Consider the following 23,813-nt stretch of genomic DNA (forward strand, 5'->3'; position numbering starts at 1 on the left):
TTTCAGTTCTGGATGGACATGTGCGTGCCGGACTGGATGAGCCGCCAGAGGCCTGGCCCCTGCATGACAAGCACGCCCAAGACGACGAGAGCGGCACCAGCGAGGCGGGGGCCGGTTATCGATCTGGCCTCAAATCCGACCAGACCATAATAATCGATGGCCATCGAGGCCAGGATCTGGCCGGCGATGACGGCGGTCATGAAACTGGCGGCACCCAGCTTCGGCGCCAGCAGAAGTGCCGCGGTGATGTAGATCACCCCGACGATACCACCGATCCATATCCATTTGGGCTGGCTGGCCAGCCCGGCAAACGACGGGCCTGAAACCCGAAGCGCCAGGAGGACCGGCACGACGCAGATGGCGCTCACCGCCAGCGATATCATCGTCGCCCAGAGCGGATGTCCCAGGGCCCTGCCGAGGGCCGCATTGGCGCCGGCCTGCAGGGGGACGAGCGCCCCGGAGATCAGCGCGGCAACAAGAAACGTGATGGATTGCATCGAAAGCCCTTTCTCATATGAACAGGCCTTCCTTCTAGCTATCCATGCCAGCCATTTGAATTTCGTATTTCCTCACATATTATGCGCCATATGAATAATCTTCGCGGAATCGACCTCAACCTTCTTGTCGTCCTCGATGCGCTGCTGGTCGAGCGGCATGTGTCGCGCGCGGCGCTGCGCCTGAACATGAGCCAGCCGGCCGTCAGCCACGCGCTGGCGCGCCTGCGCTCCCTTCTCGGCGATCCGCTGTTGACCCGGCAGGGCGGCGGGCTGGCGCCGACCATCCGGGCCATGGAGCTGTCGAAGCCGCTGGCCGAGGCGCTGGCCCAGATCCGCACCGTGCTGGGGCCCGACGGTTTCGAGCCGGGCCGCACCCGGCACACGTTCCGGCTGGCAATGTCCGACTACGGGGCGGAGATCGTCTTGCCGAACCTGTTGCGCGAGCTTCGGCGCTCTGCTCCGGACATCGATCTTGCCGTCATGCAGTTGAGCCGCGAAGGAATGATCGCCGGGGTCATGGATGGGGATATCGATGTCGGGCTGGGTGTGTTTCCGTCACTGCCCGAACCGATCCTGCCGGAACATTTGCTCAACGATGACTATGCCTGTCTGGTCGACCGCGCGACACTCCCCCCATCCGCGCAGTCGATCGACTTCGAAAGTTACCTTGCCCGCCCGCATGCGCTGGTGGCTGTTCATGGCGAGGCGTCCACCGAAATCGATGCGGCGATCCATGCGGCGGGATATGCGCGGCGTGTTGCGCTGATCATCCCGCATTGGAGCGTGGCGCCCAAGACGATCGCGGGAACCGATCTGGTTCTGACCGTGGCCCGCACCAGCCTGAAATCCACCTTGCAGGACGACCGGCTGGTCGTTCTTCCTCCGCCGATCCCGCTTCCCACCATTCCCTTCGGCCAGATTTCGCACAGGAGGCGCCGGAGCGATCCGGCCCTTCGCTGGCTGCGGGAGATGATCGTCGCATCCGTTGCGGCCGCTGCCCCGCTCTCCGGATTCGGGTGATTGCACAAATATGAGTAATATAGTCTTGTTTAATCAGGCGGTTACGACACTGAAAAGACATCCGTTTCAAAAAAATGTTACTTCCCTCGAGGCGCTAAAATGCAATCATGCCCGCGCATCGATAGAGAGGCGCGCTTCGCCAAGCCGGCGGCGCCTCGCCAGAGCTGGAGACTTTGATGAAGCTGAAAACGATACTGACGGCCCTCGTGATTGCAGGCTGCGGCGTAAGCGCCGTCATCGCTGCGGATGATCCGGTCAAGGTCCGCGAAGGGCTGATGAAGCAGATCGGCGGATCGATGGGGGCGCTTGCCGGGATCGCCAAGGGCGAGAAGCCGTATGATGCCGATGTCGTCAAGACGGCGCTGACGACGATCAGCACCAACATCAAGGCCTTCCCGGATCAGTTCCCGGCCGGATCGGAAGCCAATTCCGAGGCCAGTCCGAAAATCTGGGACAACATGGACGATTTCAAATCCCATGCCACCAAGCTCGGCGCCGATGCCGATACGGTGCTCGCCCAGCTTCCGGCGGACCAGGCCGGCGTTGGCGCAGCGCTCGGCGTCATCGGCAAGAGTTGCGGCGACTGTCATCAGCTCTATCGCGTCAAGAAATAGCGGTAGGGCACACCATTCCAAACATTCGATCAGGCGTGCCGGCATTTGCCGGCGCGCCTGATCCCGTATCCTGGACAGGAGGAAATGGCGATGGGCGCACGTGTTCGAAAGCTGGTATCGGCGGTGGTTGTCCTTGGCGTCGTCGCCGGTGGCGCCGCCTGGTGGCTGACCAGGCCCGATCCCTGGCCGGCCGCGCATTGGGATGGGCTTGGAGCGCCGGATGTCGCCAATGGCGAACAGCTGTTCTGGGCGGGGGGCTGTACCAGCTGTCACGCGGCGGCAAAATCGGAAGGCGATGCCAAGCTGGTTCTGTCCGGCGGATTGCCGCTGAAAAGCCCGTTCGGCACCTTCCATGTCCCCAATATCTCCCCGGACGAGACGGCCGGCATCGGCGGCTGGACGCTTGCCGATTTCGGCAACGCGATGACGCGCGGCGTCGGCAAACAGGGCGAGCATCTCTATCCGTCGTTCCCTTATGGCTCCTATGCCCGGCTGACATCGAAAGATATCAACGACCTCTGGGGTTTCCTGAAAACCCTGCCGAAGAGCGCCAATGTCGCGCCGCCGCATGACCTGCCGTTCCCGTTCAACATCCGTCTCTCGCTCGGCGGCTGGAAGCTGCTGTTCTTCACCGACAAGCCGCGGGTGACGGTCGATACGTCGGATCCGAAGATCGCCCGCGGCCAGTATCTCGTCGAAGGTCCCGGCCATTGCGGCGAATGCCACACGCCGCGCAATGCGCTCGGCGGCTTCGAGGCGGCTGAGTGGCTGGCCGGTGCGCCCAACCCGGAGGGTGAGGGCCGCATTCCCGACATCACCCCGGGCTCGAAAACCATCGGGAGCTGGAGCGAAAGCGATATCGCCAATTACCTCGAAACCGGCTTCACGCCCGAGTTCGATTCGGCCGGCGGCTCGATGGTCGAGGTCCAGCAGAACATGGCCAAACTGCCCGCCAGCGACCGCGAGGCGATCGCGGCCTATCTGAAGGCGGTGCCGGCGAAGTGATCGTCTGGCGGGGTAAGCATTCTGCAAAAATCGGCGATTTAACGTTATATCTCGGCATATAACGTTAAATTAGAAAATCTCCGTGTGTTTTTGTTTACTTTCCAATTTTGTCGATTACTTATCATTTCAGTAGGCGATAAATGAGGAGCGGAAGATGAACATGCTGCATCTCTCGATCCGGCCCGGATCGGAAAAGGCGCGGATCTGGCAGATTTGCGATGAACTTGTGTCCAGAAATGGCCTGCTGCCGTCAGGGCGCGATGTTGTTGACATCTATGTTGCCGAAGGCGGTCATTCGGGAACGGGCTTCACACAATATTCCCATTGGAAAAAGGCGTTTTTGTCGCAGAAACGGCAAGAGGATGACGCCGGGGGGATTGATCCGGCTATGGAAGAACCGTCGCTTGGCTCGGTGGCATTCCGGTCCATTACGATTTCGGCCGAAGGTCATCTGGTTCTGCCGAAAGACATGCGCCGGGCCATGCTGCTGGATGGCGATGGCCGCGCGACCATTTCGGTGGTCGATGGCGAGTTGCGCATCGTTTCACCGCGCGGCGCACTTCATCGGCTTCAGCGCCGGACGCGCGGACTGGCCACGCCAGGCAGTCTGGTTTCGGAAGAGCTGATCACTGAGCGCCGTGCCGAGGCAGATGCCGAATGAGCGGTGCGATCTTCGATGCCTCGGCTCTTCTGGCCATGGCGTTTGCCGAGCCGGGTGCCGCTCAGGCGGCTGCGCACCTGTCCGGCGGCCGCGTTTCGGCCGTGAATTATTCGGAAGCAGGCGCCAAGCTGATCGACAAGGGCATCGATGCCGGGGAGGCTTTCGCTCTTCTCGGCGCGCTTGGGCTGGAAATCGTGGCCTTCGACGCCGCAGCGGCCGCGACGGCTGCCGGCCTGCGCGCGAAAAGCCGGGAGTTCGGCCTGTCCTTTGCCGATCGCGCCTGCCTGGCTTTGGCCGTGGCCGATCGGGCCCCGGCTATTACTGCTGACCGCGTCTGGTCGCGGCTTGACCTTCCATGTGTGGTCATCGTCATCCGCTGAGGCGGCGTGCGCTCCCTCACGCCAGCGTCTGCAGATAGCGCATGCCGGTTACCGGGCCGGGGGTGAAGTTTTCCGATTCGTAGAAACGGTGCGCCTGGAAATTGCCGGTGGCGGCGCTGACGGAAAGGTAGGTGGCGCCGGCCATGCGGGCCTGCTCGCGGGCCTTGGCGACGAGATGGCGGCCGATGCCGGTGCCGCGATGGCCGGGACGGACATAGAGATGGTGCAGTTCCATGCCGCGCACACCCTGCTGGGCGCGGTAGAGCGGAACGAGAATGGCGTAGCCGATCAGTTCGCCGCCGGCTTCGGCCACCAGCGCCGTGATCCAGGGCATGCGGCCGAACAGGTCGCGTTCCAGGTTTTCCGGGGTGACGGCGGCGGCATCGCCGTGATGGGCGGCAAGCTCGGCGATCATTTCGCGCAAGGCCGGAAGGTCGCGCTGCTTGGCGGTGCGGATGGTGACCATCGGTGCGCGCGTGGCGGGATGGAGAAGCGGTGTCGGGGTGGCAGTCTGCAGCATGTCGAGGCTCCTTATGACTTTCCCGCCATCAGGTGCCGTTCAAAAACAAAAGCCGCCTGACGGCGGCTTGTTTGAACGAGATCAGACAGCCGCACCTATGGGAGCAGCGTAAAATACCAACGGTTGATGTTCGCGGTTCTGATCATGGCGGGCAATTTCTCCTTTTCCCGGATTTTGTCAATCGGAAATTGCACCTCGATTCATTTTTATGGTCGAAACAAGATCCGTGAACGCCGCTTTTCCGGCCAAGACCGGCCACAATCTCTGCCTAGGGATGATCGCCGGCGCCGGTCGCCGTCATTTGGAATTGTCTCATATTGATCATTCCGCTCAAGGACTTGCCGGCGCTTTTGGATTCATCCTGGGAGAGGTCACCATATGCTGTTCACACTCAATCGCCGGTCCTTCATCATCGGTTCCAGTCTGCTGCTGCCCGCTGCCGGCTTCAGCGCCGGAGCCGCCTTTTCCGCCGAAAACGACATCGACAAACAGCTTGCGGCGCTGGAAAAGCGCACCGGCGGGCGCCTCGGCGTCTTCGTCGTCGATACGGCAAGCAATGCCTCCTTCGGCCGCCGGCAGGACGAGCGTTTCGCCATGTGCTCGACCTTCAAGGCGCTGGCGGCAGCCTTCGTGCTGGCGCGGGTCGACAAGGGCGCGGAAAAGCTCGACCGGCGCATTCCCGTCGCAAAGACGGACCTTCTGTCCTATTCGCCCGTCGTCGAAAAGCAGGTCGGCAAGGGCATGACGGTGCGCGAACTCTGCGATGCGGCCGTCACCTATAGCGACAACGCGGCCGCCAACCTGCTGCTGGCAAGTTTCGGCGGCCCGTCACGGCTGACGGCGTGGCTGCGCGCGATCGGCGACGAGGCCACCCGTCTCGACCGGATCGAGCCGGAACTCAACGAAGCGAAAGTCGGCGATCCGCGCGACACGACGACGCCTGCGGCGATGACGCGCACACTCGGCAAGCTGCTGCTCGAGGGTGTGCTCTCACCGGCCTCGCGCGATCAGTTCGCTGCCTGGCTGGTGGCCAACACGACCGGTGGAAAGCGGCTGAGGGCAGGGCTTCCCGCCGGCTGGACGGTCGGTGAAAAGACCGGCACCAGCGGCCACGGCGAAGCGGGCGATATCGGCTTCATGCGGCCGCGCGCCGGCCACACCATCCTGGCGTCCGTCTACATCGCCGAGGGCAAGAAGCCGATCAGGGAACTCGAGCCGGTCTTTGCCGCAGTCGGCAAGCTGATCGCCGCCATGGCGTAAGGCCGCCGCTTCCTCGATACCATCATGAACGCCCAGACACAGCCGGCGCCGGTCCCGTACCGCCGCCGGCTGTGCTGATTCAACGGTCCGGTCGTGTAGGCCGATGCCGTCTTGTCGCATCCCGTAAGATATACTATACCCCCCTATAGTATCAGCGAGATCACCATGTCCCATACCATTCGTGAAAAGACCAAGCTTCTGGCGCGCGTGCGCCGCCTGAAGGGCCAGATGGAGGCCGTCGAGCGGGCGCTGGAGGTGGAAACCCCCTGCGGCGATATCCTGCAGCTGCTCTCCTCCATTCGCGGTGCGCTGAACGGGCTGACGGGCGAGGTGATGGAGGATCATCTGCGCGAGCATGTGCTTCTGGCGGAAAGCGACGCGGAGCGATCGAGGGCCGTCGATGAATTGTCCGCCGTGCTGCGGACCTATGTGCGCTGAACGGCGCGCTTCAACCTTGAAAGGATCGCGCCATGGCGCTGCCGACGGAGAAACTGGTTCACGAACATGTCTATCTCGGCGCCGGTCACCAGCGCAATGAACGCCGCGTCTGGCTGGTCATCGCGCTGACGGCGACGATGATGGTGGCCGAGATCGCCGCCGGCCACCTCTACGGATCGATGGCGCTGGTGGCCGACGGCTGGCATATGTCCACCCATGCCGGCGCCATGCTGATCACCGCGCTCGCCTATCTCTATTCGAGACGGCAGGCCCGCAATCCACGCTTCACCTTCGGCACCGGCAAGCTCGGCGATCTCGCAGGTTTCGCCAGCGCCATCGTGCTGGCCTTGATCGCCATGCTGATCGGCTGGGAAAGCCTGCTGCGGCTCGCCAATCCGGTCGCGATCAGCTTCTCGCAGGCCATTGCCGTGGCGGTGGCCGGTCTTGCCGTCAATCTTGTGTCCGCCTTCCTGCTGAAGGACGACCATCAGCATCACGGTCATGCCGGCCATGCCGGCCATGCCGGCCATGGCCATCATGGCCACCACGGCAGCCACCAGCACCCTGCCGGCGGACACCCGCATCACGACGATGCCGCCCACAGCCATCACGATCACGGCCATGATCATGACCACGCGCACGGTCATGCGGCTCGCGCGCCCGCCGCCGACAACAATCTGCGTTCGGCCTATCTGCATGTGATGGCGGACGCGCTGACATCGGTGCTGGCCATTGTCGCCCTTGTGGCGGCCAGCATCTATGGCTGGCTGTGGCTCGACCCGCTGATGGGCATCGTCGGCGCGCTGGTCATCGCCCACTGGTCATGGGGGCTGATCCGCCAGACCGGCCTGATCCTCATCGACGCAACCGACGCCGTCACCGGCCTGCAGACCGAAATCCGCGAACGGATCGAGACGCCGCAGGAGACGATCACCGATCTTCACGTCTGGCAGGTCGGCCCCGGCCACAACGCCGCAATCGTCGCCATCGCCAGCCAAACCCCGCATCCGCCGGCCTTCTACAAGGAAAAGCTGGCCGCACTGACCGGCCTGTCGCATCTGACGGTCGAGGTGACGCCGGTCGCGGCATAGGCGGGGAGGGGAAAACGGCTGGTCGGTGTTCTTTGCCGGCCGGTTCGTAAACAAGATGCCGCCAGATCCCTCCGCAGCTCACTGAAACGGGGGCTGTTTTCTCGAGCAAAAGCCGTTCGCAAAAAACTCAGTTTCGCTGGGGATTTTACCGCCGGGTTTACCCGAAATTTCAGAAATAACCGGTCAGTGCCCGCCAGCCCCGAACTGAAATGTGGCAAACAAGTATCTTCTGATGCAGGGTTCGGTTGCGGCACGGGCGTTGCCGACAGCTTATCTTGCTGTAGATATTTCCGTGAAGCATTCCCTTCGCCTGACCGTCGTATAACATCCAATTTTGCGGCGTTTCAGCAAGATAGTTGTATTTTGAGGTCGAGGAAGAAGGCGCAATGTGCATGCGCATAACGGTTATCAGCGGCATTTGCGCCGGATTTTTCAATATTGGAACTGCCACGGCGATGCCGGTGGACATGACGGTAGACCGCCTTCTCAATATCTGCGAAGCGCCCACTGTGCAGGCAGCGATAGTGAAGGGCGATGAACTTGGCTGGCCGCGCCTAACCAATGCAGAAACAGAGGAATGGCGAACTCATTTCGTTGGCTACAATGGTGGCTCCGTGGAGGTCGTGGGCTGGCGGCGTGATAATACGGATGGAGCCGAGGCCTTGTCTTTTTGGGTTGCTGTCGGTCCAAACGGACACAAAGCATGTGCATATTCGGCGAGGAAACCTGCCGGATTGCTGGATGCATTGTCGCAGCGGCTTGGTGCACCCGACAATCTCGACAAGGAGGACGCGATAGAAATGATATCGGCTTCGTGGAAGCGAGGTGCAGTCGAATATTCCTTTACTCAGGTAGGTTCGTCCGCTGTAATCAATATCGGACCGAGCCAATGAGGCGGTGACGAATGCCTTTCCGTTGATTGTCGCGGAAATCTCACGGTTCGCGACAAAATCGCCACCGCAGGCAGTCCGATTTCACATTTGATTATGGCCGGCGGGTCACCCCACCGGCCATCTTAGACTTTGCCGCCAGCCCGTTACTTCGGCAACGTATAGGCGATCACGTAATCGCCCGGCTTGGTGCCGACGGAGCCATGGCCGCCGGCGACGATCAGGACGAATTGCGTGCCGTCATCGGTGGCATAGCTCATCGGTGTCGACTGGCCGCCGGCCGGAAGCCGGCCTTCCCAGAGCACCTTGCCGCTGGTCAGGTCATAGGCGCGGATATAGTTGTCGACCGCGGCACCGAGGAAGGCAACGCCGCCCTTGGTGATCATCGGGCCGCCGATGCCGGGAACGCCGACCTTGAAGGGCAGGGGCAGCGGCGTCATGTCGTGGACGGTGCCGTTCCTGTGCTTGTAGGCGGTCTGGCCGGTCTGCAGGTCGACGCCGGTGACATAGCCCCATGGCGGCGCCTGGCAGGGAATGCCGAGCGGGCTGAGGAAGGGGCCCATGACGACGCCGTAGGGCGCACCGTCATTGCGGTTGAGGCCCTGTTCGGAACCCTTTTCGTCCTGCCCCTTCGGCGGGATCTGCGCGCGCGGCACAAGCCGGGAGGTGAAGGCGAGATAGGTCGGCATGCCGAACATCACCTGCCGCTCCGGATCGACCGCGACCGAACCCCAGTTGAACGTGCCGAAATTGCCGGGATAGATCAGGCTGCCCTGCAGCGACGGCGGTGTGTAGCGGCCCTCATATTTCAGCCGCTTCAGCTCGATCCGGCAGGCGAGCTGGTCGAACATCGTCACGCCCCACATGTTCTTGCCCGTCAGCGGCGGCGGCGAGAAGGTGAGGTCGGAGATCGGCTGTGTCGGCGCGGTGAAATCCTCGGGGATTGCGCCGGTCGGAGCAGGGATTTCCCTGATCGGGATGATCGGCTCGCCGGTCCTGCGGTCAAGCACGTAGAGATCGCCCTGCTTGGTCGGGCCAACGAGCGCCGGAACCGGCTGGCCGTCCTTGCCGTTGATGTCGAGCAGCACCGGCTGGGCCGGAACGTCCATGTCCCAGAGGTCGTGATGCACGGTCTGGCGCACCCAGCGTACAGCACCCGTGGCAAGGTCGAGCGCGACGATCGAGGAGGAATATTTCTCCACATGCTCGCTTCTGTTCATGCCGAGCTGGTCGGGCACCTGATTGCCGAGCGGCACGTAGATCAGCCCGAGCTTCTCGTCGACGCTGGAGACGGACCAGCTGTTGGGCGAGTTGGTTGTATAGGTCTGGCCTTCCGGCAGCGGCGTCGTCACGTCCGGATTGCCACTGTCCCAGTTCCAGATCAGCGCGCCGGTGTTGATGTCGAAGGCGCGGATGACGCCGGACTGCTCCTGCGTCGAATAGTTGTCGTTGACGGCACCGCCGACGATGATCTTGCCCTGCGTGACAACCGGCGGCGAGGTCGAGTAATAATAGCCGGCCGGATTGTATTTCATGCCGGCTTCCAGATGCAGTGTGCCTTGATCGGCAAAGCTCGTGCAAATCTGGCCATTGGCCGCATCGAGCGCAATCAGCCGCGCGTCCGAGGTCGGCAGGTAGACGCGTTCGGCGCAGGGGCTGCCGGCCACGGCCGCCGGATCGGCATAATAGCTGACGCCGCGGCAGGTCTGGTGCTGCCGGTCCGGGTTCATGCCGGAGTTGGAATCGTATTTCCACTTTTCCTTGCCGGTGGCCGCATCGAGCGCGATGGCCCAGTTGTGCGGCGTGCAGAGATAGAGCGTGTCGCGCACTTTCAGCGGCGTCACCTGATAGGTGGTCTCGCCGACGTCATCCGGCTTCTTCACGTCGCCGGTCTGGTATTGCCAGGCGACCGCCAGTTTGCCGACGTTTTCGGGCGTGATCTGGGCGAGCGGCGAATAGCGCTGGCCGTAGGGGGTGCGGCCATATTGGTGCCAGTCGCCGTCGGGCATGTTGCCGCCGAGATCCGGCGTCGCGGTCGCGGCGGCGGTCGGCAGGTTGCCGATATGGTCGAGCGGGTCCTGCGTCATCGAATAGCCGGCAACCACGATCGAGGCGAGGACCGCCACCGACAGCGGCAGGGCGCTCGGCCGGTAGGCCTCGCCCGACGGGCTGGTAAAGCCGAGGCGGCGGCGGATGGCCGGCAGGAGCAGCCAGAGGCCGAGCAGGATGATGACGCCGCCGCGCGGGCCGAGCTGCCACCAGTCGAAGCCGACCTCCCAGATCGCCCAGGCGAGCGTCGCGACAATGACGATCGCATAGACCGTCAGTGCGGCGCCACGCCGCGCAAACAAAAGGAATGCGGTGAGGAGAAAGCCGATGCCGGCCAGAAGATAGTACCAGCTGCCGCCGAGCACGATGAGCCAGAGCCCACCCGCGCCGAGCGCGAGCCCGATCAGTGCAAAGACGGCGGCCGTCAAGAAAATCAACATGAAGTATCTCCCGTTGTGGAAAGCCGCGTCCGCTCAGCAATCTTGCTTCCGGCGGCGTGGCACTTGGGTCCAAGGCCTCAGGGAAAGGCATTCCGGTCTGCAGGCTGGCCATCGCGCCGGATCGTTCTGGTGCGCGGTGATCCTTCGTCGGGTGGACGGGCGGCATGGAAAAGACCCAATCGCCGCGCGTGTCGTCACCGAACATAACGCAGCGTGCCTGCCTTTCAATGGCCACATTTCGGCACAGCCATTAAAATTATGCAGGGCAGGTGGGCGGTTAGCGCGCGGCAGGCAGGGCGGGCGGTGCGAAAGGATTTCGGCTGGGGGCCGAAATGAGATAATGGATCGGCATCCCGAATCGCAACGAGGCTGAACATGAAGAAATTACTGACTGTCCTGCTGGTCGCGATCATCGCGGTGGCCGTCGTCATCGGCGGTCGCTGGCTGCTCTATGTCACCAATACCAGCGATCCGCTCGACGAGGTCGGCATCGAGCTGAACCTGCGCATGCCGAAACCCTTGCGCCAATGGGGCTGCGCGCAGCTGAAAGCCAATTTCGCCGACCGCCTGCCGCCCTATGGCTGCACGGCGGCCGACGGCAGCGGTGATTGGGAGTAGGTTTTTAGGAAAGAGACCCGCTGATCAAAAGTCAGAACAGATAAGTAATAAATAATTGATATTAAATAGTAAATTTCATCATCGTTGTGACTGTGTGTATCTGTGTGCGCGTGAGCGATGCCTTTAGTGGCCTTCGTGGCGGTCTGGCAACTGCTCACGTTTGCGTGATTAGACGAGCGGGAGTTGCCGCAAACCTTCCTCATGTTTCCGCCATTTACAGGAATTTCCCGCCGCGTCCAGGTCGGCGGTGACGTAGGCAAGCGGACCGCCGCCTGCGCGACACGCGATGGGTCGGTGAAGTGTGAGAGGTAGCCGGTCACGGGCAACGCGCAATGCTCCGGTTGGATGGTATTGAGGATCAGGCAACTCGGGCAGTAAAAGCCCGCGCACCGAGGGGCTGGCCCCTAAGTCTGGATATTAGCAAATATTCGTCCAATCAGATTTGCGCCCGCGTCGCCGTACTTGCGTTGATCATTCACAAGCCCGAGTTTCTTCAATCTAATTTCCGTAGCTTCTCTCGAAACGCGAAAATACTGGGAAAGGTCTGAAATCAGCTGATTGTAGGGTTGATAGGTCCAAGGATTGTCATCAACGTAGATGCCGCCAAAACCGATATCTCGCATATCTAGCCTTTTACGACCGACCTCGACAGCTATCCGGAAGACCTGATCAGGAAGAATGATCTCCGATGCGAATAGATTAGCTTGCACTTCCAACCGTGTAATGTCGAAACTCTCTGACGCCTCCGCATCTACCAGCAAGTCCCGCTCAATTACCGTCTCTGAGCGCAGATAACATCCGTGCCCAAGACAGAAGTGGCCGATTTCATGGCCGATGGTGAAGCGCTCTCGAAATCCGTTGTCGTGAGCGTTGATTTCAATCGAGTTGCGGTCGAAATTTGCCGAACCTAAAATCAACATACCATCTTCATCGAAGACATTCTTTCGGCTGAACTTAAGTTTCAGGGACATCGCCGCGCATACTGCCTTGAGATCGACTGCGCCCGCTTTGTAGTCGACCCCCTCCAGAACCTCAGTGGCGAAAGCCCTGATGTCGTCCGGGGAAATATATGGCACGGAAACTCTGCTTACCCCACTTGACTGCTTGCCGTCTGCATCACGCCCAAAGCATTCCAACAACTGGCCTATGCTGCTGAAAAATCTCCCGTCAAAATAAGCTGAAAATTTCAGAGATTTGACGTCATTTTCCCCCTCAAAAATCTGAGATTTCACAAAGGCGCTTTCGACGGTCTGCCACTGACGGCGATCTGCCACAACGTCCAGTCCGGTGTCGTTGAGCTTCACGATGCCCATTGACCTACTTCTAGCGATGTTTTCCGCACCCGATTGCAAGCGCGTTGACACAACGAGAATACCTTTGACCGAATGCCCGAATATGCGCCCCATTTTGTCTGAGAAATCAGTCACCCGGCTTTCTGGAATGCCGGACTTGTAGTTTTTGCATTCAAACACGACGTAGGAATGGGGCGTCTTTCTGCCCTCGCGGTAAACCTCGATGACCACATCAAATTCGACTGGCTTCTTTCTCTCCGGGCAATCATACTTCGGCTTCTTGCGAATTTTGCATAGGTCTGAGGGATACAAATCATAGACACGATCTCCCCTATCTTTCTGATCAATCAGATATTTGAACAACTCGTCTTCGAGCTTATTGCCCTTGGCAGTGGAATTCACGAGTGATCCTCGACAGCATAAACCAGCCAATAATGATCCAATATTTTCTTATTTTCCGCTACTTCTAAGTGATAGCGGCCAACTTGCTTCCCCATCTAGCGCTGAATATGATCTCCAGTGTCGGCGGCCACCCGGATTATACGAGGTCGCTCCTACAGCGTATCTTGTCCGTAATCGGAGCATTCATGAATATTGACGATATTTTCTGGTCACAGTTGGACCCGCTGTATCATTTGAAACAAGCGAGTTGCATCTACTACGCTGATAATCTTGACCAACATTTCAAAGTCGGCGGCCTCGCATCGAAAGACACCGATTTTGGAGAGGATTTTCTTGAAGGCATGAAGGAAATGAAAGCGTCGGCGCTGCGTTTCATCCGCTTCCATGCCGCCGAGACGCTGCTCACTGCCCTCTTGGGAAGTTACCCGCACGGCCCGGTGCCGCGCTTTGCAAGAATATACTTTGGCCCGCGTTTCAATGGCGCGGTGGAAAGTGTTGCGCGACAGGAAATTCCTGCGGAATTGCCGCTAAAAGGCGTTACAGATTTTGGTGAGTGGCTATCGCAGAAATTCTGGGTATATGGCTCGGCATCAGAGCCCTTGTCGGAAGATGTGGTGAAATTCGTCCGTGTGCAGTCTTCCCTGCTCGCCAACAAAACCGTCTATAATGCTTTCAAGCATGGTTGCCGCATTGGCAGTTCATGGCCGACGATGAGCATGAAAGATGAAAAAACCGGCGAATGGCTGCCCTTTCTGGACATCAAATCCGGTGTTGGTTGGCTTCACTGGGATGAGAAACGTGGCAGGAAGACAAGCATCAGCTTCGGGGCTATGGAATGCAATCCAGCCGATGACCACGGTGCAATCGCCATTATGGCCCTTTTGGTGCGCGCCATGAAAAAACTACGCCTCGCCAAAAAAGGAGAGAGCGTTACGGTCAATTTGCCGAATAACATCCAGGCGGGTCTGCACGTCCCGGCCAACATGAACGTCAATATGACGCTTTCGTAGAGCGGATGAGCAATTCAAGCTGCACGCCAAGGGGGTGCCCCCTAAGCTTCAAACGCCAGATTTAATAACCGGTTACACCAATGTTACATGCACGAGGTTTTGAGGGTTGAGTTCTATTTAACCCATTGAAATACTGGTCGGGGTGAGAGGATTTGAACCTCCGACCTCTTCGTTCCGAAACTGTGCGAGAGATGTGCGGGGCTATTTAGCGATTTTCTGGAATTTTTAAAGGCTAGCCTTTGATTTTGTGGTGAGAGCGCAGGGCTTCGAACCCCAGACCCGCTGATTAAAAGTCAGCAGTTCTTCGTCACGTCCCGCAAAACGTCCGCAGCACCCGCTCGTCGGGAAGCGGCGGCTCTGCCAGGGGGGCAAACCCCGGCTGGTCCTCGTATGGCTTTGCCAGCACCGCGACCAGCGCCTCGAACAGCGAGAAATCGCCGTCGTCCTCGGCGGCGCGGATGGCCTGTTCGATGCGGTGGTTGCGCGGGATGAAGGCGGGGTTGACTGTCCGCATCGCGTCCGCCGTCTGTGCGTCCGAAAGGGTTTCGCGGCCGGTGCGCTCCCGCCAGGCGACAAGCCAGGCATCGATATCGGCGGGATCGGTGAAGAGGCCGCGCAGCGCTGCGTCACCGGCGGTGCTTTCGGCCGCATCGCATAGCCTGCGGAACGTCAGGGTGAAATCGGCTTCGTTGCGGTGCATGGCGCTCAACAGGCCCTGCACCAGATCGAGATCGCCGTCTTCTTCGGCGTAAAGCCCGATCTTGGCCTTCATGCCGGCCAGCCAGTGGTTCTGGAACCGCGCGCCGTAACCGGCGATCACGTCATTGGCGAGATTGACGGCCTCCGACGGTTCGGGGTCGAGCAGCGGCAGCAGGGTTTCGGCCAGCCGCGCCATGTTCCACTGGCCGATCGCCGGCTGGCTGCCATAGGCATAGCGTCCGCCGCGATCGATCGAGGAAAACACTTTGGCGGGATCATAGGCATCGAGAAAGGCGCAGGGGCCGAAATCGATGGTCTCGCCCGAGACCGCGCAATTGTCGGTGTTCATCACGCCATGGATGAAGCCGACGGCAAGCCAGCGGGCAATCAGCGAAGCCTGCCGCTCCACGACCGCCTCAAGCAAGGCCAGATAGGGGCGCTCGCTGCTTTTGATGTCCGGATAGTGCCGGTCGATGACATAGTCGGCCAGCACCTTCAGGCCATCGGTATCGCCGCGCGCCGCCAGAAACTGGAACGTGCCGACGCGGATATGGCTGGCCGCCACGCGGGTGATGACGCCGCCGGGCAGCGCCCGTTCGCGGTAGACCGGTTCGCCGGTGACGACGGCCGCAAGCGCCCGTGTCGCGGGAATGCCGAGCGCATGCATCGCCTCGCTGACGATATATTCGCGCAGCACCGGCCCGAGTGCTGCCCGCCCGTCGCCACGCCGCGAATAGGGCGTCTTGCCGGCCCCCTTCAGCTGGATATCGCGGCGCTTGCCGTTCCTGTCGATCACCTCGCCCAAAAGGATCGCCCGCCCGTCGCCGAGCAGCGGCACGAACTGGCCGAACTGGTGGCCGGCATAGGCCATGCCCAGCGGTTCGGCACCATCGGGGATCAGGTTGCCGGAAAAGATCGCCGCCCCCTCGCGCTCCAGCGCATCCGCATCCAGACCGAGTTCCGCCGCCAGCGGCCGGTTGAACGTGATCAGCCACGGCTCGGAAACGGGCGTCGGATCGGCACGCGCATGGAAATGCGCCGGCAGCCGGGCATAGCTGTTGTCGAAGGGGATGGGGCCTGACGGCATTCGTGCGGAGAGCGTATTCATATCCCCAAGGTAGGTCCTTGCGTTGCAAACGGCAACGGCCAGACCCGCCGTAATAAAAAATCCAACGGTTTGCCTGCGTCGCGGTACCCCGATGGAGAGGATTGGACGCATGGCGAACGGCCATATTGACCGGCCGTCGCCGAGGTAGTAATGATACAGACCTGTCTCACCTCTTGGTTCAAACTCATGCCATCGTCCGAAAAAATCGACAAGCGTCAGCATATCGTCGCAACGGCCTATGCCCTGTTCAAACGCCACGGCTTCCACGCGACCGGGATAGACCGGATCATCGCCGAGGCTGATGTTGCCAAGATGACGATGTACCGCCACTTCCCGGGCAAGGACGGCCTGATCGTGGAGGTGTTGAATGTCCGGGCCAGCCGTTTCGAGCGGCAGCTGGACCGCCTTTCGAACGAGGCGGCGACGCCGGAGCGCAAGATCGCGACAATCTTCGACTGGTACGAACGCTGGTTTCAAGCCGCAGATTTCCACGGCTGCCTGTTCGCCCATGCGCTTGCCGAATTCGCCGATCCCGGGCATCCGGTCTTCTCGGCCGTTGCCGAGCAGAAAAACGGCCTGAAATTGCGGATGCAGCGGATCCTCGAAGACGCCATGCCCGCAGAGCAGGCCGAAGCCGCAGCGCTGGCGCTGCTGATGCTGCTCGAGGGAGCGACCCTCATGGCGCAGATGGGGCAGGGCGAAGCTGCCATCGGCGCGGCCAGGAAGGCGGCATCGAGCCTCGTCTCCAGACCGGCAATGCCGCAATGACCGCGACCGTCATCGGCCTTGCCCTCCTTGCCGCAATCCTTCACGCGACCTGGAATGCCTTTCTGCGCAGCGGTGCCGACAGGCTGTGGTCCGTCACGGTCATGAGCTTCTCCAGCACGATCGTCGCCATCCCCTTCGCGCTCATCCTTCCGCTTCCGGCTCCTTCGGCATGGCTCTACGTGGGTCTCTCGGCCGTCCTTCAGGTCGGCTACAGCGTCTTTCTGGTCGCAGCCTATCGCAATGGCGAGCTGGGTCAGGTCTATCCGATCATTCGCGGAACCGTGCCGCTGCTGGTCACTGCCGGCGGGTTCTTGTTTGCCGCAGATCGTCCCACCGCCTTTCAGACGACCGGCGTCCTCCTCGTTGCGCTCGGCATCATGAGCCTTTCGCTTGGAAAAGGCAGGGCCGCAACCGCATCGATCCTGTTTGCCCTGGCGACCGGAGCGATCATCGCCGCTTATGCCACTGTGGATGCGATCGGCGTCCGTGAGGCTAGCCATAGCGGGGCCTACATCGCATGGGTTCTTGTTCTCTACGGCGCCCTGATGCCGGCAGCCTATATTGCCTTTCGGGGAAAGCTGCGCGTGGATATCCGCGCACCGGAAACGCTGAAAGCGTTGGGAGGAGGGATTGTCGCGCTTTCGGCCTACGGGGTTGTGGTGGCGGCCTTCGCTCTTGGGCCGGCCGGTCCGATCACGGCGCTGCGCGAGACCAGCGTGGTTTTCGCCGCCCTGATCGGCTGGCTGTTCCTCGCCGAAGCCCTCACCGCCCGCCGCATCGCGGCCTGCGTGATTGTCACGATCGGCGCCATCTGCCTCGGATATACGCCGTGACGGCGACGGCGGCCGGCGTTTCGCAATCAGACGCTGAGGCTGGTCGTCGCAGCCGCACCGGTTTCGCCGCCCATCTGCCGCATGATCGCCTCCTTGATTTCCGCCTCGATGGCGGCGCGCTTGTCCCCGGTGTGTCCGTGGGCGCGCTGCCCGCTATCTGGCTGCCGTTCTGCCGGCGGTAATAGTTGCTGATGCTGTCGCCGATTTTTCCTGCAGGGTCGCAGGGGTGAATCAGGTTGCAAGACATGCGCGGGGCTTGCACGTGGAGGCGATGTGGCCGAATTTCAGCCGGAAGTGGGGAACCGTGGCGTTCCGATCGAGACCGGAAGAAGACGAATGACGTTCACATTGCTGAAACTGGAAGGTGGCAATCGTTCGCTGGAGTTTGACGAGGCGGATCTGCCGGTTCTGGCGGCGTTTCTGCAACGCAATTTCGCAGAACCGGACATGCAGGAGCAGGCCATTCACACGAACCTCGTCATCGCCGGTACCCGCCTGATGTACTACAACGAATGGGGCGATCTGTGCCTGATATGGCTGGATGAGAAGGGCGCCCTCCTTCTCGATTCCATCTTCACCCGCCTCTCAGCGGGTGAAGCCTGATCTGACAAGGGCGGCAGCGCGCCGATTACATCTTCCCCGCCACCTTGATCGCAAACGCATATTCGAATGCGATTTCCTCCAGCCGCTGGAAGCGCCCGGATGCGCCGCCGTGGCCGGCGTCCATGTTGGTCTTCATCAGGATCGGTTCGTTGCCGGTGGTCTTTTCGCGCAGCTTGGCCACCCATTTTGCCGGTTCCCAATAGGTGACGCGCGGGTCGGTGAGGCCGCCGAGCGCCAGGATCGCCGGATAGGGCTTTTCCGAGACGTTGTCGTAAGGGGAATAGGCAGCCATGCGCTCGTAGGCTTCCTTTGAGTCGATCGGATTGCCCCATTCCGGCCATTCCGGCGGCGTCAGCGGCAGCGTGTCGTCGAGCATGGTGTTGAGCACATCGACAAAGGGCACGGCGGCAATCACGCCCTTGAATTTCTCCGGCGCCATGTTGGCGATCGCCCCCATCAGCATGCCGCCGGCCGATCCGCCTTCGGCGATAATGTTCGCGTAGGATGTGAACTTCTGTTGATTCAGATAGTCGGCCGCCGCGATGAAGTCCTTGAAGGTGTTGGTCTTCTTCTCCATCTTGCCGTCTTCGTACCATGCAAAACCCTTGTCCTTGCCGCCGCGGATATGGGCGATGGCATAGACGAAGCCGCGGTCGGCGAGCGACAGGCAATTGGTGTTGAACGAGGCCGGAATGGCGATGCCATAGGCGCCGTAGCCATAGAGCAGGCAGGGGGCAGAGCCATCGAGCGGGGTGTCCTTGCGGTAGAGCAGGGTCACCGGCACCTCGGCGCCATCCCAGCCGGGCGCCATGACGCGGCGCGTCACGTAGTCGTCGATGTTGTGGCCGGACGGCACTTCCTGCGTCTTCAGGAGCGTGCGCTCGCGCGTCACCATATTGTAGTCGTAGAGCTGGCTCGGCGTCGTCATCGAGGAATAGGAAAAGCGGATGACGTCGGTATCGTATTCGGCAGCGCCCGATAGCCCGAGCGAATAGGCCTCCTCGGCAAAGGCGATCGAATGCTCCTCGCCGGTCTTGCGGTCGCGAATCTTGATCTGCGGCAGGCCGTTTTCCCGCTCCAGCCAGACGAGATGACGGGCAAAGGCCATGTGGCTGATGATCAGCCGGCCCGGCGTATGCGGCACGACGTCCACCCAGTTTTCCCGCCCTGGTTTGTCAACCGGCGTCTGCATGATCTTGAAATCCTTGGCGCCATCGGCATTGGTCAGGATGTAGAAGACATCGCCGCCTTCGGAGAGCGAATATTCCAGCCCGGTTTCGCGCGCGGCCACCAGCTGCGGCTTGCCCGTCAGGTCGGAGGTCGGCAGCAGCCAGTATTCGCTGGTCTCGTGGTCGTGAATATCGATGTAGATGAAATCGTCGAGCATCGAGCCGCCGACGCCCATGAAGAAGCCCGGATCCTCTTCCTCGTAGACCAGCCGGTCGTCGCTCTGCGGCGTGCCGATGACGTGGTGGAAGATTTTTGAAGGCCGGTGGTTATCGTCGAGCACGGTGTAGAAGAAGCTCTTGCCGTCCGGCGCCCAAGCGCCACCGCCGCCGGTGTTTTCGATGATGTCGGTCATGTCCTCGCCGGTGGCGAGGTCGCGGACGCGCAAAGTGTAATATTCCGAGCCCTTGTCGTCATAGCTCCAGATGCCACGGCTGTGATCGGTCGAATGATCAATGCCACCCAGCCGGAAATAGGCCTTGCCTTCGGCTTCCTTGTCGCCGTCGAGCAGCACGCTGCGCTCGCCGCCATCGCGCGGCGTGCGGAAAAAGCGCGGCTGCTCGCCGCCGGTGACGAAGAAGGTGCCATAGGCGAACGGGCCGTCCTTGACCGGAACGGAGCTATCGTCTTCCTTGATACGGCCCTTCATCTCGGCAAACAGCGTCTTTTGCAGAGCGTCCGTATCAGCCATCGCCGCCTTCAGATAGGCGTTCTCGGCGTCGAGATGCGCGCGGATGTCCGGATCGAGGATCGAGGGATCCTTGAACATCGCCTGCCAGTTGTCGGCCCTCAGCCAGGCATAGTCGTCGGTGCGCGTGATGCCATGGCGGGTATCCGTCACCGGCTTTTTCGGGGCGACGGGAGCGGCGGGCAGGTTCTTGAAGATGGACAAGGATGTCTCCGGGGTCGATGTGGTCGGAGACAATGAGATAGAGAGCCATGCCGTGGCGATCAAGCGGAAAGGCGAGGGAGGCCGGTTATGCCCCGATCCACGCTTGCCGCCCCGGCCGGATCAGGCGCCGCTCCAGCGTCCCTTGAGGTTTTGGACCATGTGATCGATGAAGGCGCGGATTTTCGGCGTTTGCGCGTGGCGATCCAGATAGCAGGCGTAGAAATCAAACGGCGCATGCCCGGTGATCGCCGTATCCGCACCCGAGGACGGGCCGAACAATGGGACGAGAAGGCCCCGTTTCAGCAGGGGTTCGACGATGAAGGCGCCGAGCCGGGCGATGCCGGCGCCGGCCATTGTCATTTCCGTCAGCGTGTCGATATCGTTGCTGACGATGCGGGCATGCACCTCCGGCTCGAACAGCAGCCCGTCGCGCAGGAAGGTCCAGCGGAACAGGCGTCCGTGGGCGGCAAACCGGTAGATCAGGCAATCGTGATGGATGAGATCCTCCGGCCGGGCAGGGCGGCCCTTGCGGGCAATATAATCCGGCGAAGCGCAGATCATCATCGGCACGGTGGCCAGCTTGCGCGCCACCAGCGAGGGTTCGAGCTGATCGGCAAACCGCACGCTGACATCGATCCCCTCGGCAATATGGTCGGTCACCCGGTCGGTGATCACCAGTTCGATATCGACTTCCGGGTAGCGGGCGGCAAAGGCGGGGACGAGCGGCGCCACGACATGCCGCCCGAAGGCGACGGAGGCGGCGATCTTCAGAGGTCCGCGCGGCGTATCCTGCAAAGAGGAGATCGCGGTGGCGGCAAGCTCGAGATCGTGGACGATATGGCGCACCCGGTCGAAATAGACCCGGCCGCTCTCCGTCATGCCGAGTTTGCGGGTGGTCCGCTGCAGCAGCCGGGTGCCGAGATCGCGCTCCAGCCGGGCGATGTTCTGGCTGGCGGCTGCCGGGGTTATGCCAAGCCTGCGGGCGGCGGCGGCGATGCTGCCTTCCTCGACGCTGCGGATGAAGCTCTCGATGCCGCGCAGGGTGTCCATAATCTTTTCGCCCGAATGATTTGATCCATTCGATAGTTTAGCTTGGTACTGCGTGAAGCCGCAAGCGTCTACCGGCACCGTGGCCACCCGGCTAGAGATCAACGCAGTGCAAAGCCATCGCCGATTTCCGCATCGCTCAGAATGGAGAGTTTCATGCCCCAGACAATCGCCACCGAGGCGCCCAGAGCGCGCAGCCGCAAATTGCCGATGCGCGCCGCCCCGGTCGTCTTCGCGTTCTTCATGGCCCTGATCATGGCCTTCCTGATGTCCTGCGTCATCGTTGCCGCATCGGACGGCATTTCCGCCGGCTATGTATCCGGCGTCCTCAAGGCCTACAGCCTTGCCATGCCGGCCGCCTTCGTCTGCGTCCTGATCGTGCGGCCGCTGGTTGTCCGTCTCGTGCCGGTATTCGTCCAGATGCGTTAGGATCAGGCTCATACCAAGTCCCGATCTTTTCTGAAAAAAGTTTTGTGATGATGTCGATCGCAGGCGGGCTCGTTCGTCGTATGATCGGGAAGGCCGATGTGGCTTTCGCCAATCAGAGGAGAAGACGATGCGTGTGATGGTGATTGTAAAGGCGACGAGGGACTCGGAAGAGGGCATCATGCCCACGAGCGAACTTCTGGAAGCCATGGGCAAGTATAACGAGGAGCTGGTCAATGCCGGCATCATGATGGCCGGCGAGGGCCTGCACCCGTCGGTCAAGGGCAAGCGGATCGCCTTCGATGGTCCCGGCCGCACCGTCATCGACGGCCCGTTTGCCGAGACCCGCGAACTGATCGCCGGTTTCTGGCTGTGGGAGGTCAAGGACATGGCCGAAGCCATCGAGTGGGCAAAACGTTGCCCCAACCCGATGCCGGGCCCGGGCGAGCTGGAAATCCGTCCGGTCTTCGAGATGGCCGATTTCGGCGATGCCGTGACACCGGAGATCGCGCAGCAGGAAGAGCGGCTGCGTGAAAAGACCGCCAAGCGTTAAAGCCGTCCTCTTGCCGTGAGCCGCCGTGGCTTGACGCGGCCCTTGCTCCTCCCATAATCGGGAAGCATGGCGGCAACCGGCACCCATCAGGCAATCGAGACGGTTTTCCGGATCGAACAGGCAAGGCTCATCGGCGGCCTTGCCCGGATGGTTCGGGATGTCGGGTTGGCCGAAGAGCTGGCGCAGGACGCGCTCGTCACGGCCCTGTCCGAATGGCCGAAGACCGGGGTTCCGAACAATCCCGGCGCCTGGCTGATGGCGGCGGCCAAGCGCCGGGCCATCGACGGGTTCCGCCGTAAAAAGATGCTGGCGCGCAAGCATGCCGAGATCGGCCGGGACCTCGAAGACGCGGGCGAAAACCCCGTCGAGGCTATCGAGGCGGCGCTGGACGACGACCTTGGCGACGAGCTTTTGGGCCTGATCTTCACCGCCTGCCACCCGGTCCTGTCGCCCGAGGCGCGCGCGGCACTCACCCTGCGGCTGATCGGCGGGTTGACGACGGACGAGATCGCCCGGGCCTTCCTGTCCAGCGAAACGACCATTGCCCAGCGTATCGTCCGAGCGAAGAAAACCCTTGGCAGGGCCGGGCTTGCCTATGAAGTGCCGCGCGGGCCGGAGCGGCAGCAACGCCTCGCCTCGGTGCTGGAAGTGATCTACCTGATCTTCAACGAGGGCTATGCGGCCACCGCCGGCGAAGACCTGATCCGCCCGGCCTTGTGCGCCGAGGCGCAGCGGCTGGGCCGTATCCTCGCCGGCCTGCTGCCCGGCGAGCCCGAGGTGTTCGGCCTGCTGGCGCTGATGGAAATCCAGGCCTCGCGGCTCAATGCCCGCGTCGCCCCGGACGGCTCGCCAGTCCCGCTCACCGAACAGAACCGCGCCCGCTGGGACCAGCTGCTGATCCGGAGGGGGCTGGCAGCACTTGAGCGCGCCGACACCCTGGGCGGCGCCGACGGCCCCTATGCGCTTCAGGCAGCGCTGGCCGCCTGCCACGCGCGGGCACGCAGGGCGCAGGAAACGGACTGGACGAAGATGGCGGCGCTCTATGACAGACTGCGCGCGGTCATGCCGTCGCCAGTCGTCGATCTCAACCGCGCCGTCGCTTACAGCATGGCCTTCGGTCCCGAGGCCGGCCTGACGCTGCTGGACGGGATCGATCCGGCGGGAGCCCTGGCGGGCTATGCGCCATTGCCGGCGGCGAGGGGGGATTTCCTGTTCCGGGCGGGCCGCCTTGCCGAAGCCCGTGTCGCCTTCGAGCAGGCCGCCACGCTCAGCCGCAATGGCCCCGAAAAGGCTTTCCTTCTCAAGCGGGCAGCGGCCTGCGGCGGTTGATCGTATTTACGGAACCCGCCTGCCTGTGAGTGGCACGCCCATCAACTCCATCGTTTCAGCCTGATCCGCGTCTGCGCACCCTCGAACCGTGCGCCGCTGTGGAAACCCATGATCCGCAACCGCCGATGCGCATTTTCAGGG

The 23,813-nt window shown here is 61.7% G+C and carries 25 protein-coding genes and 1 tRNA gene; 18 read left to right on the top strand and 8 right to left on the bottom strand.

Translation table 11 applies throughout. The annotated features are described in order from the left end of the window. Positions 1 to 2: 2 nt before the first annotated feature. A complete protein-coding gene (locus ADU59_RS06115; RefSeq protein WP_068952776.1) occupies positions 3 to 497 on the bottom strand; it encodes a DMT family transporter in 495 nt (164 codons plus the stop codon). Positions 498 to 587: 90 nt separating this feature from the next. On the opposite strand from ADU59_RS06115, the gene ADU59_RS06120 reads away from it, so the two are divergent. The 5 genes from ADU59_RS06120 (at position 588) to ADU59_RS06140 (ending at position 4,177) form a co-directional block, all read left to right on the top strand. After that, positions 588 to 1,517 (top strand): LysR family transcriptional regulator, encoded by a 930-nt coding sequence (locus ADU59_RS06120; protein WP_202970062.1) that lies wholly within the window; start codon positions 588 to 590, stop codon positions 1,515 to 1,517. Positions 1,518 to 1,693: 176 nt separating this feature from the next. After that, positions 1,694 to 2,131 carry a c-type cytochrome gene (locus tag ADU59_RS06125; RefSeq protein ID WP_068952780.1) on the top strand — a complete coding sequence of 146 codons (438 nt, stop codon included), beginning with the start codon at positions 1,694 to 1,696 and terminating at the stop codon, positions 2,129 to 2,131. Between the two features lie 90 nt (positions 2,132 to 2,221). Then, positions 2,222 to 3,136, top strand: coding sequence for a cytochrome c (locus tag ADU59_RS06130; protein WP_068952782.1), 915 nt, complete (start codon positions 2,222 to 2,224; stop codon positions 3,134 to 3,136). A 154-nt stretch (positions 3,137 to 3,290) separates the two neighbouring features. After that, positions 3,291 to 3,797, top strand: a complete 507-nt coding sequence (locus tag ADU59_RS06135) for a hypothetical protein (protein ID WP_068952784.1) — start codon at positions 3,291 to 3,293, stop codon at positions 3,795 to 3,797. Further along, the gene (locus ADU59_RS06140; RefSeq protein ID WP_068952786.1) at positions 3,794 to 4,177 is read left to right on the top strand and encodes a type II toxin-antitoxin system VapC family toxin; all 384 of its coding nucleotides are present in this window, start codon (positions 3,794 to 3,796) and stop codon (positions 4,175 to 4,177) included. Before ADU59_RS06135 ends, ADU59_RS06140 begins: the two co-directional genes overlap by 4 nt. 16 nt (positions 4,178 to 4,193) lie before the next feature. On the opposite strand, the gene ADU59_RS06145 is transcribed toward ADU59_RS06140, so the two are convergent. After that, a complete protein-coding gene (locus tag ADU59_RS06145; protein ID WP_068952788.1) occupies positions 4,194 to 4,697 on the bottom strand; it encodes a GNAT family N-acetyltransferase in 504 nt (167 codons plus the stop codon). Positions 4,698 to 5,075: 378 nt separating this feature from the next. Between ADU59_RS06145 and bla the strand changes: the two genes are divergently transcribed. From bla to ADU59_RS06165, 4 genes are all read left to right on the top strand, one after another. Further along, positions 5,076 to 5,957, top strand: a complete 882-nt coding sequence (gene bla / locus ADU59_RS06150; protein ID WP_068952790.1) for a class A beta-lactamase — start codon at positions 5,076 to 5,078, stop codon at positions 5,955 to 5,957. Between the two features lie 165 nt (positions 5,958 to 6,122). Beyond that, positions 6,123 to 6,395, top strand: a complete 273-nt coding sequence (gene dmeR / locus ADU59_RS06155) for a Ni(II)/Co(II)-sensing transcriptional repressor DmeR (protein ID WP_068952791.1) — start codon at positions 6,123 to 6,125, stop codon at positions 6,393 to 6,395. 32 nt (positions 6,396 to 6,427) lie between these two features. Beyond that, positions 6,428 to 7,486: a CDF family Co(II)/Ni(II) efflux transporter DmeF gene (dmeF, locus tag ADU59_RS06160; RefSeq protein WP_068952794.1), complete on the top strand. Its 1,059-nt coding sequence runs from the start codon at positions 6,428 to 6,430 to the stop codon at positions 7,484 to 7,486. A gap of 356 nt (positions 7,487 to 7,842) precedes the next feature. Further along, positions 7,843 to 8,379 (top strand): hypothetical protein, encoded by a 537-nt coding sequence (locus tag ADU59_RS06165; RefSeq protein ID WP_244506360.1) that lies wholly within the window; start codon positions 7,843 to 7,845, stop codon positions 8,377 to 8,379. A 143-nt stretch (positions 8,380 to 8,522) separates the two neighbouring features. On the opposite strand, the gene ADU59_RS06170 is transcribed toward ADU59_RS06165, so the two are convergent. Further along, a complete protein-coding gene (locus tag ADU59_RS06170; RefSeq protein ID WP_068952798.1) occupies positions 8,523 to 10,865 on the bottom strand; it encodes a glucose/quinate/shikimate family membrane-bound PQQ-dependent dehydrogenase in 2,343 nt (780 codons plus the stop codon). A gap of 375 nt (positions 10,866 to 11,240) precedes the next feature. Here ADU59_RS06170 and ADU59_RS06175 point away from each other — a divergent pair, with 375 nt between their 5' ends. Beyond that, positions 11,241 to 11,483 carry a hypothetical protein gene (locus ADU59_RS06175; protein WP_068952800.1) on the top strand — a complete coding sequence of 81 codons (243 nt, stop codon included), beginning with the start codon at positions 11,241 to 11,243 and terminating at the stop codon, positions 11,481 to 11,483. Positions 11,484 to 11,887: 404 nt separating this feature from the next. Here ADU59_RS06175 and ADU59_RS06180 read toward each other — a convergent pair whose 3' ends face one another. Next, a complete protein-coding gene (locus ADU59_RS06180; RefSeq protein ID WP_068952802.1) occupies positions 11,888 to 13,177 on the bottom strand; it encodes an ImmA/IrrE family metallo-endopeptidase in 1,290 nt (429 codons plus the stop codon). A gap of 185 nt (positions 13,178 to 13,362) precedes the next feature. Between ADU59_RS06180 and ADU59_RS06185 the strand changes: the two genes are divergently transcribed. Beyond that, a complete protein-coding gene (locus ADU59_RS06185) occupies positions 13,363 to 14,187 on the top strand; it encodes a hypothetical protein (protein ID WP_068952804.1) in 825 nt (274 codons plus the stop codon). Positions 14,188 to 14,435: 248 nt separating this feature from the next. Here the strand turns inward: ADU59_RS06185 and ADU59_RS30520 are convergent. Together ADU59_RS30520 and ADU59_RS06190 are read right to left on the bottom strand one after the other, a co-directional pair. Continuing rightward, positions 14,436 to 14,530 (bottom strand) — tRNA-Lys (locus tag ADU59_RS30520). Continuing rightward, on the bottom strand, positions 14,495 to 15,994 hold the full coding sequence (locus tag ADU59_RS06190; protein WP_068952806.1) for a protein adenylyltransferase SelO: 1,500 nt from the start codon (positions 15,992 to 15,994) through the stop codon (positions 14,495 to 14,497). Before ADU59_RS06190 ends, ADU59_RS30520 begins: the two co-directional genes overlap by 36 nt. 186 nt (positions 15,995 to 16,180) lie before the next feature. Here ADU59_RS06190 and ADU59_RS06195 point away from each other — a divergent pair, with 186 nt between their 5' ends. From ADU59_RS06195 to ADU59_RS06210, 4 genes are all read left to right on the top strand, one after another. Beyond that, a complete protein-coding gene (locus tag ADU59_RS06195; protein ID WP_068952808.1) occupies positions 16,181 to 16,762 on the top strand; it encodes a TetR/AcrR family transcriptional regulator in 582 nt (193 codons plus the stop codon). Beyond that, the gene (locus tag ADU59_RS06200; protein WP_068952810.1) at positions 16,759 to 17,595 is read left to right on the top strand and encodes a DMT family transporter; all 837 of its coding nucleotides are present in this window, start codon (positions 16,759 to 16,761) and stop codon (positions 17,593 to 17,595) included. The genes ADU59_RS06195 and ADU59_RS06200 overlap by 4 nt, the downstream gene beginning before the upstream one ends. Further along, positions 17,592 to 17,777 (top strand): hypothetical protein, encoded by a 186-nt coding sequence (locus ADU59_RS06205; RefSeq protein ID WP_068952812.1) that lies wholly within the window; start codon positions 17,592 to 17,594, stop codon positions 17,775 to 17,777. Before ADU59_RS06200 ends, ADU59_RS06205 begins: the two co-directional genes overlap by 4 nt. A 154-nt stretch (positions 17,778 to 17,931) precedes the next feature. Further along, entirely contained in the window at positions 17,932 to 18,198 is a 267-nt protein-coding gene (locus ADU59_RS06210) for a hypothetical protein (protein ID WP_068952813.1), read from the top strand. A 25-nt stretch (positions 18,199 to 18,223) separates the two neighbouring features. Here ADU59_RS06210 and ADU59_RS06215 read toward each other — a convergent pair whose 3' ends face one another. Both ADU59_RS06215 and ADU59_RS06220 read right to left on the bottom strand, forming a co-directional pair. Next, entirely contained in the window at positions 18,224 to 20,317 is a 2,094-nt protein-coding gene (locus tag ADU59_RS06215) for a S9 family peptidase (protein ID WP_068952815.1), read from the bottom strand. A 120-nt stretch (positions 20,318 to 20,437) separates the two neighbouring features. Further along, positions 20,438 to 21,367, bottom strand: coding sequence for a LysR family transcriptional regulator (locus tag ADU59_RS06220; protein WP_068952817.1), 930 nt, complete (start codon positions 21,365 to 21,367; stop codon positions 20,438 to 20,440). A gap of 153 nt (positions 21,368 to 21,520) precedes the next feature. Between ADU59_RS06220 and ADU59_RS06225 the strand changes: the two genes are divergently transcribed. The 3 genes from ADU59_RS06225 (at position 21,521) to ADU59_RS06235 (ending at position 23,672) form a co-directional block, all read left to right on the top strand. After that, positions 21,521 to 21,793: a DUF2798 domain-containing protein gene (locus ADU59_RS06225; RefSeq protein WP_068952819.1), complete on the top strand. Its 273-nt coding sequence runs from the start codon at positions 21,521 to 21,523 to the stop codon at positions 21,791 to 21,793. 127 nt (positions 21,794 to 21,920) lie between these two features. Beyond that, complete coding sequence (locus ADU59_RS06230) at positions 21,921 to 22,343, top strand: YciI family protein (RefSeq protein ID WP_068952821.1); 423 nt, start codon at positions 21,921 to 21,923, stop codon at positions 22,341 to 22,343. A gap of 66 nt (positions 22,344 to 22,409) precedes the next feature. Then, a complete protein-coding gene (locus ADU59_RS06235) occupies positions 22,410 to 23,672 on the top strand; it encodes an RNA polymerase sigma factor (protein WP_068952823.1) in 1,263 nt (420 codons plus the stop codon). Positions 23,673 to 23,813 lie beyond the last annotated feature (141 nt).

Origin of the sequence: Pararhizobium polonicum, assembly GCF_001687365.1 — a bacterium.
GTDB lineage: Bacteria > Pseudomonadota > Alphaproteobacteria > Rhizobiales > Rhizobiaceae > Pararhizobium > Pararhizobium polonicum.

Coding starts and splice junctions, on each gene's coding strand:
- ADU59_RS06115 (WP_068952776.1), bottom strand. CDS start 497: ATGCAATCCATCACGTTTCTTGTTGCCGCGCTGATCTCCGGGGCGCTC.
- ADU59_RS06120 (WP_202970062.1), top strand. CDS start 588: ATGAATAATCTTCGCGGAATCGACCTCAACCTTCTTGTCGTCCTCGAT.
- ADU59_RS06125 (WP_068952780.1), top strand. CDS start 1,694: ATGAAGCTGAAAACGATACTGACGGCCCTCGTGATTGCAGGCTGCGGC.
- ADU59_RS06130 (WP_068952782.1), top strand. CDS start 2,222: ATGGGCGCACGTGTTCGAAAGCTGGTATCGGCGGTGGTTGTCCTTGGC.
- ADU59_RS06135 (WP_068952784.1), top strand. CDS start 3,291: ATGAACATGCTGCATCTCTCGATCCGGCCCGGATCGGAAAAGGCGCGG.
- ADU59_RS06140 (WP_068952786.1), top strand. CDS start 3,794: ATGAGCGGTGCGATCTTCGATGCCTCGGCTCTTCTGGCCATGGCGTTT.
- ADU59_RS06145 (WP_068952788.1), bottom strand. CDS start 4,697: ATGCTGCAGACTGCCACCCCGACACCGCTTCTCCATCCCGCCACGCGC.
- bla (WP_068952790.1), top strand. CDS start 5,076: ATGCTGTTCACACTCAATCGCCGGTCCTTCATCATCGGTTCCAGTCTG.
- dmeR (WP_068952791.1), top strand. CDS start 6,123: ATGTCCCATACCATTCGTGAAAAGACCAAGCTTCTGGCGCGCGTGCGC.
- dmeF (WP_068952794.1), top strand. CDS start 6,428: ATGGCGCTGCCGACGGAGAAACTGGTTCACGAACATGTCTATCTCGGC.
- ADU59_RS06170 (WP_068952798.1), bottom strand. CDS start 10,865: ATGTTGATTTTCTTGACGGCCGCCGTCTTTGCACTGATCGGGCTCGCG.
- ADU59_RS06175 (WP_068952800.1), top strand. CDS start 11,241: ATGAAGAAATTACTGACTGTCCTGCTGGTCGCGATCATCGCGGTGGCC.
- ADU59_RS06185 (WP_068952804.1), top strand. CDS start 13,363: ATGAATATTGACGATATTTTCTGGTCACAGTTGGACCCGCTGTATCAT.
- ADU59_RS06190 (WP_068952806.1), bottom strand. CDS start 15,994: ATGAATACGCTCTCCGCACGAATGCCGTCAGGCCCCATCCCCTTCGAC.
- ADU59_RS06195 (WP_068952808.1), top strand. CDS start 16,181: ATGCCATCGTCCGAAAAAATCGACAAGCGTCAGCATATCGTCGCAACG.
- ADU59_RS06200 (WP_068952810.1), top strand. CDS start 16,759: ATGACCGCGACCGTCATCGGCCTTGCCCTCCTTGCCGCAATCCTTCAC.
- ADU59_RS06210 (WP_068952813.1), top strand. CDS start 17,932: ATGACGTTCACATTGCTGAAACTGGAAGGTGGCAATCGTTCGCTGGAG.
- ADU59_RS06220 (WP_068952817.1), bottom strand. CDS start 21,367: ATGGACACCCTGCGCGGCATCGAGAGCTTCATCCGCAGCGTCGAGGAA.
- ADU59_RS06225 (WP_068952819.1), top strand. CDS start 21,521: ATGCCCCAGACAATCGCCACCGAGGCGCCCAGAGCGCGCAGCCGCAAA.
- ADU59_RS06230 (WP_068952821.1), top strand. CDS start 21,921: ATGCGTGTGATGGTGATTGTAAAGGCGACGAGGGACTCGGAAGAGGGC.
- ADU59_RS06235 (WP_068952823.1), top strand. CDS start 22,410: ATGGCGGCAACCGGCACCCATCAGGCAATCGAGACGGTTTTCCGGATC.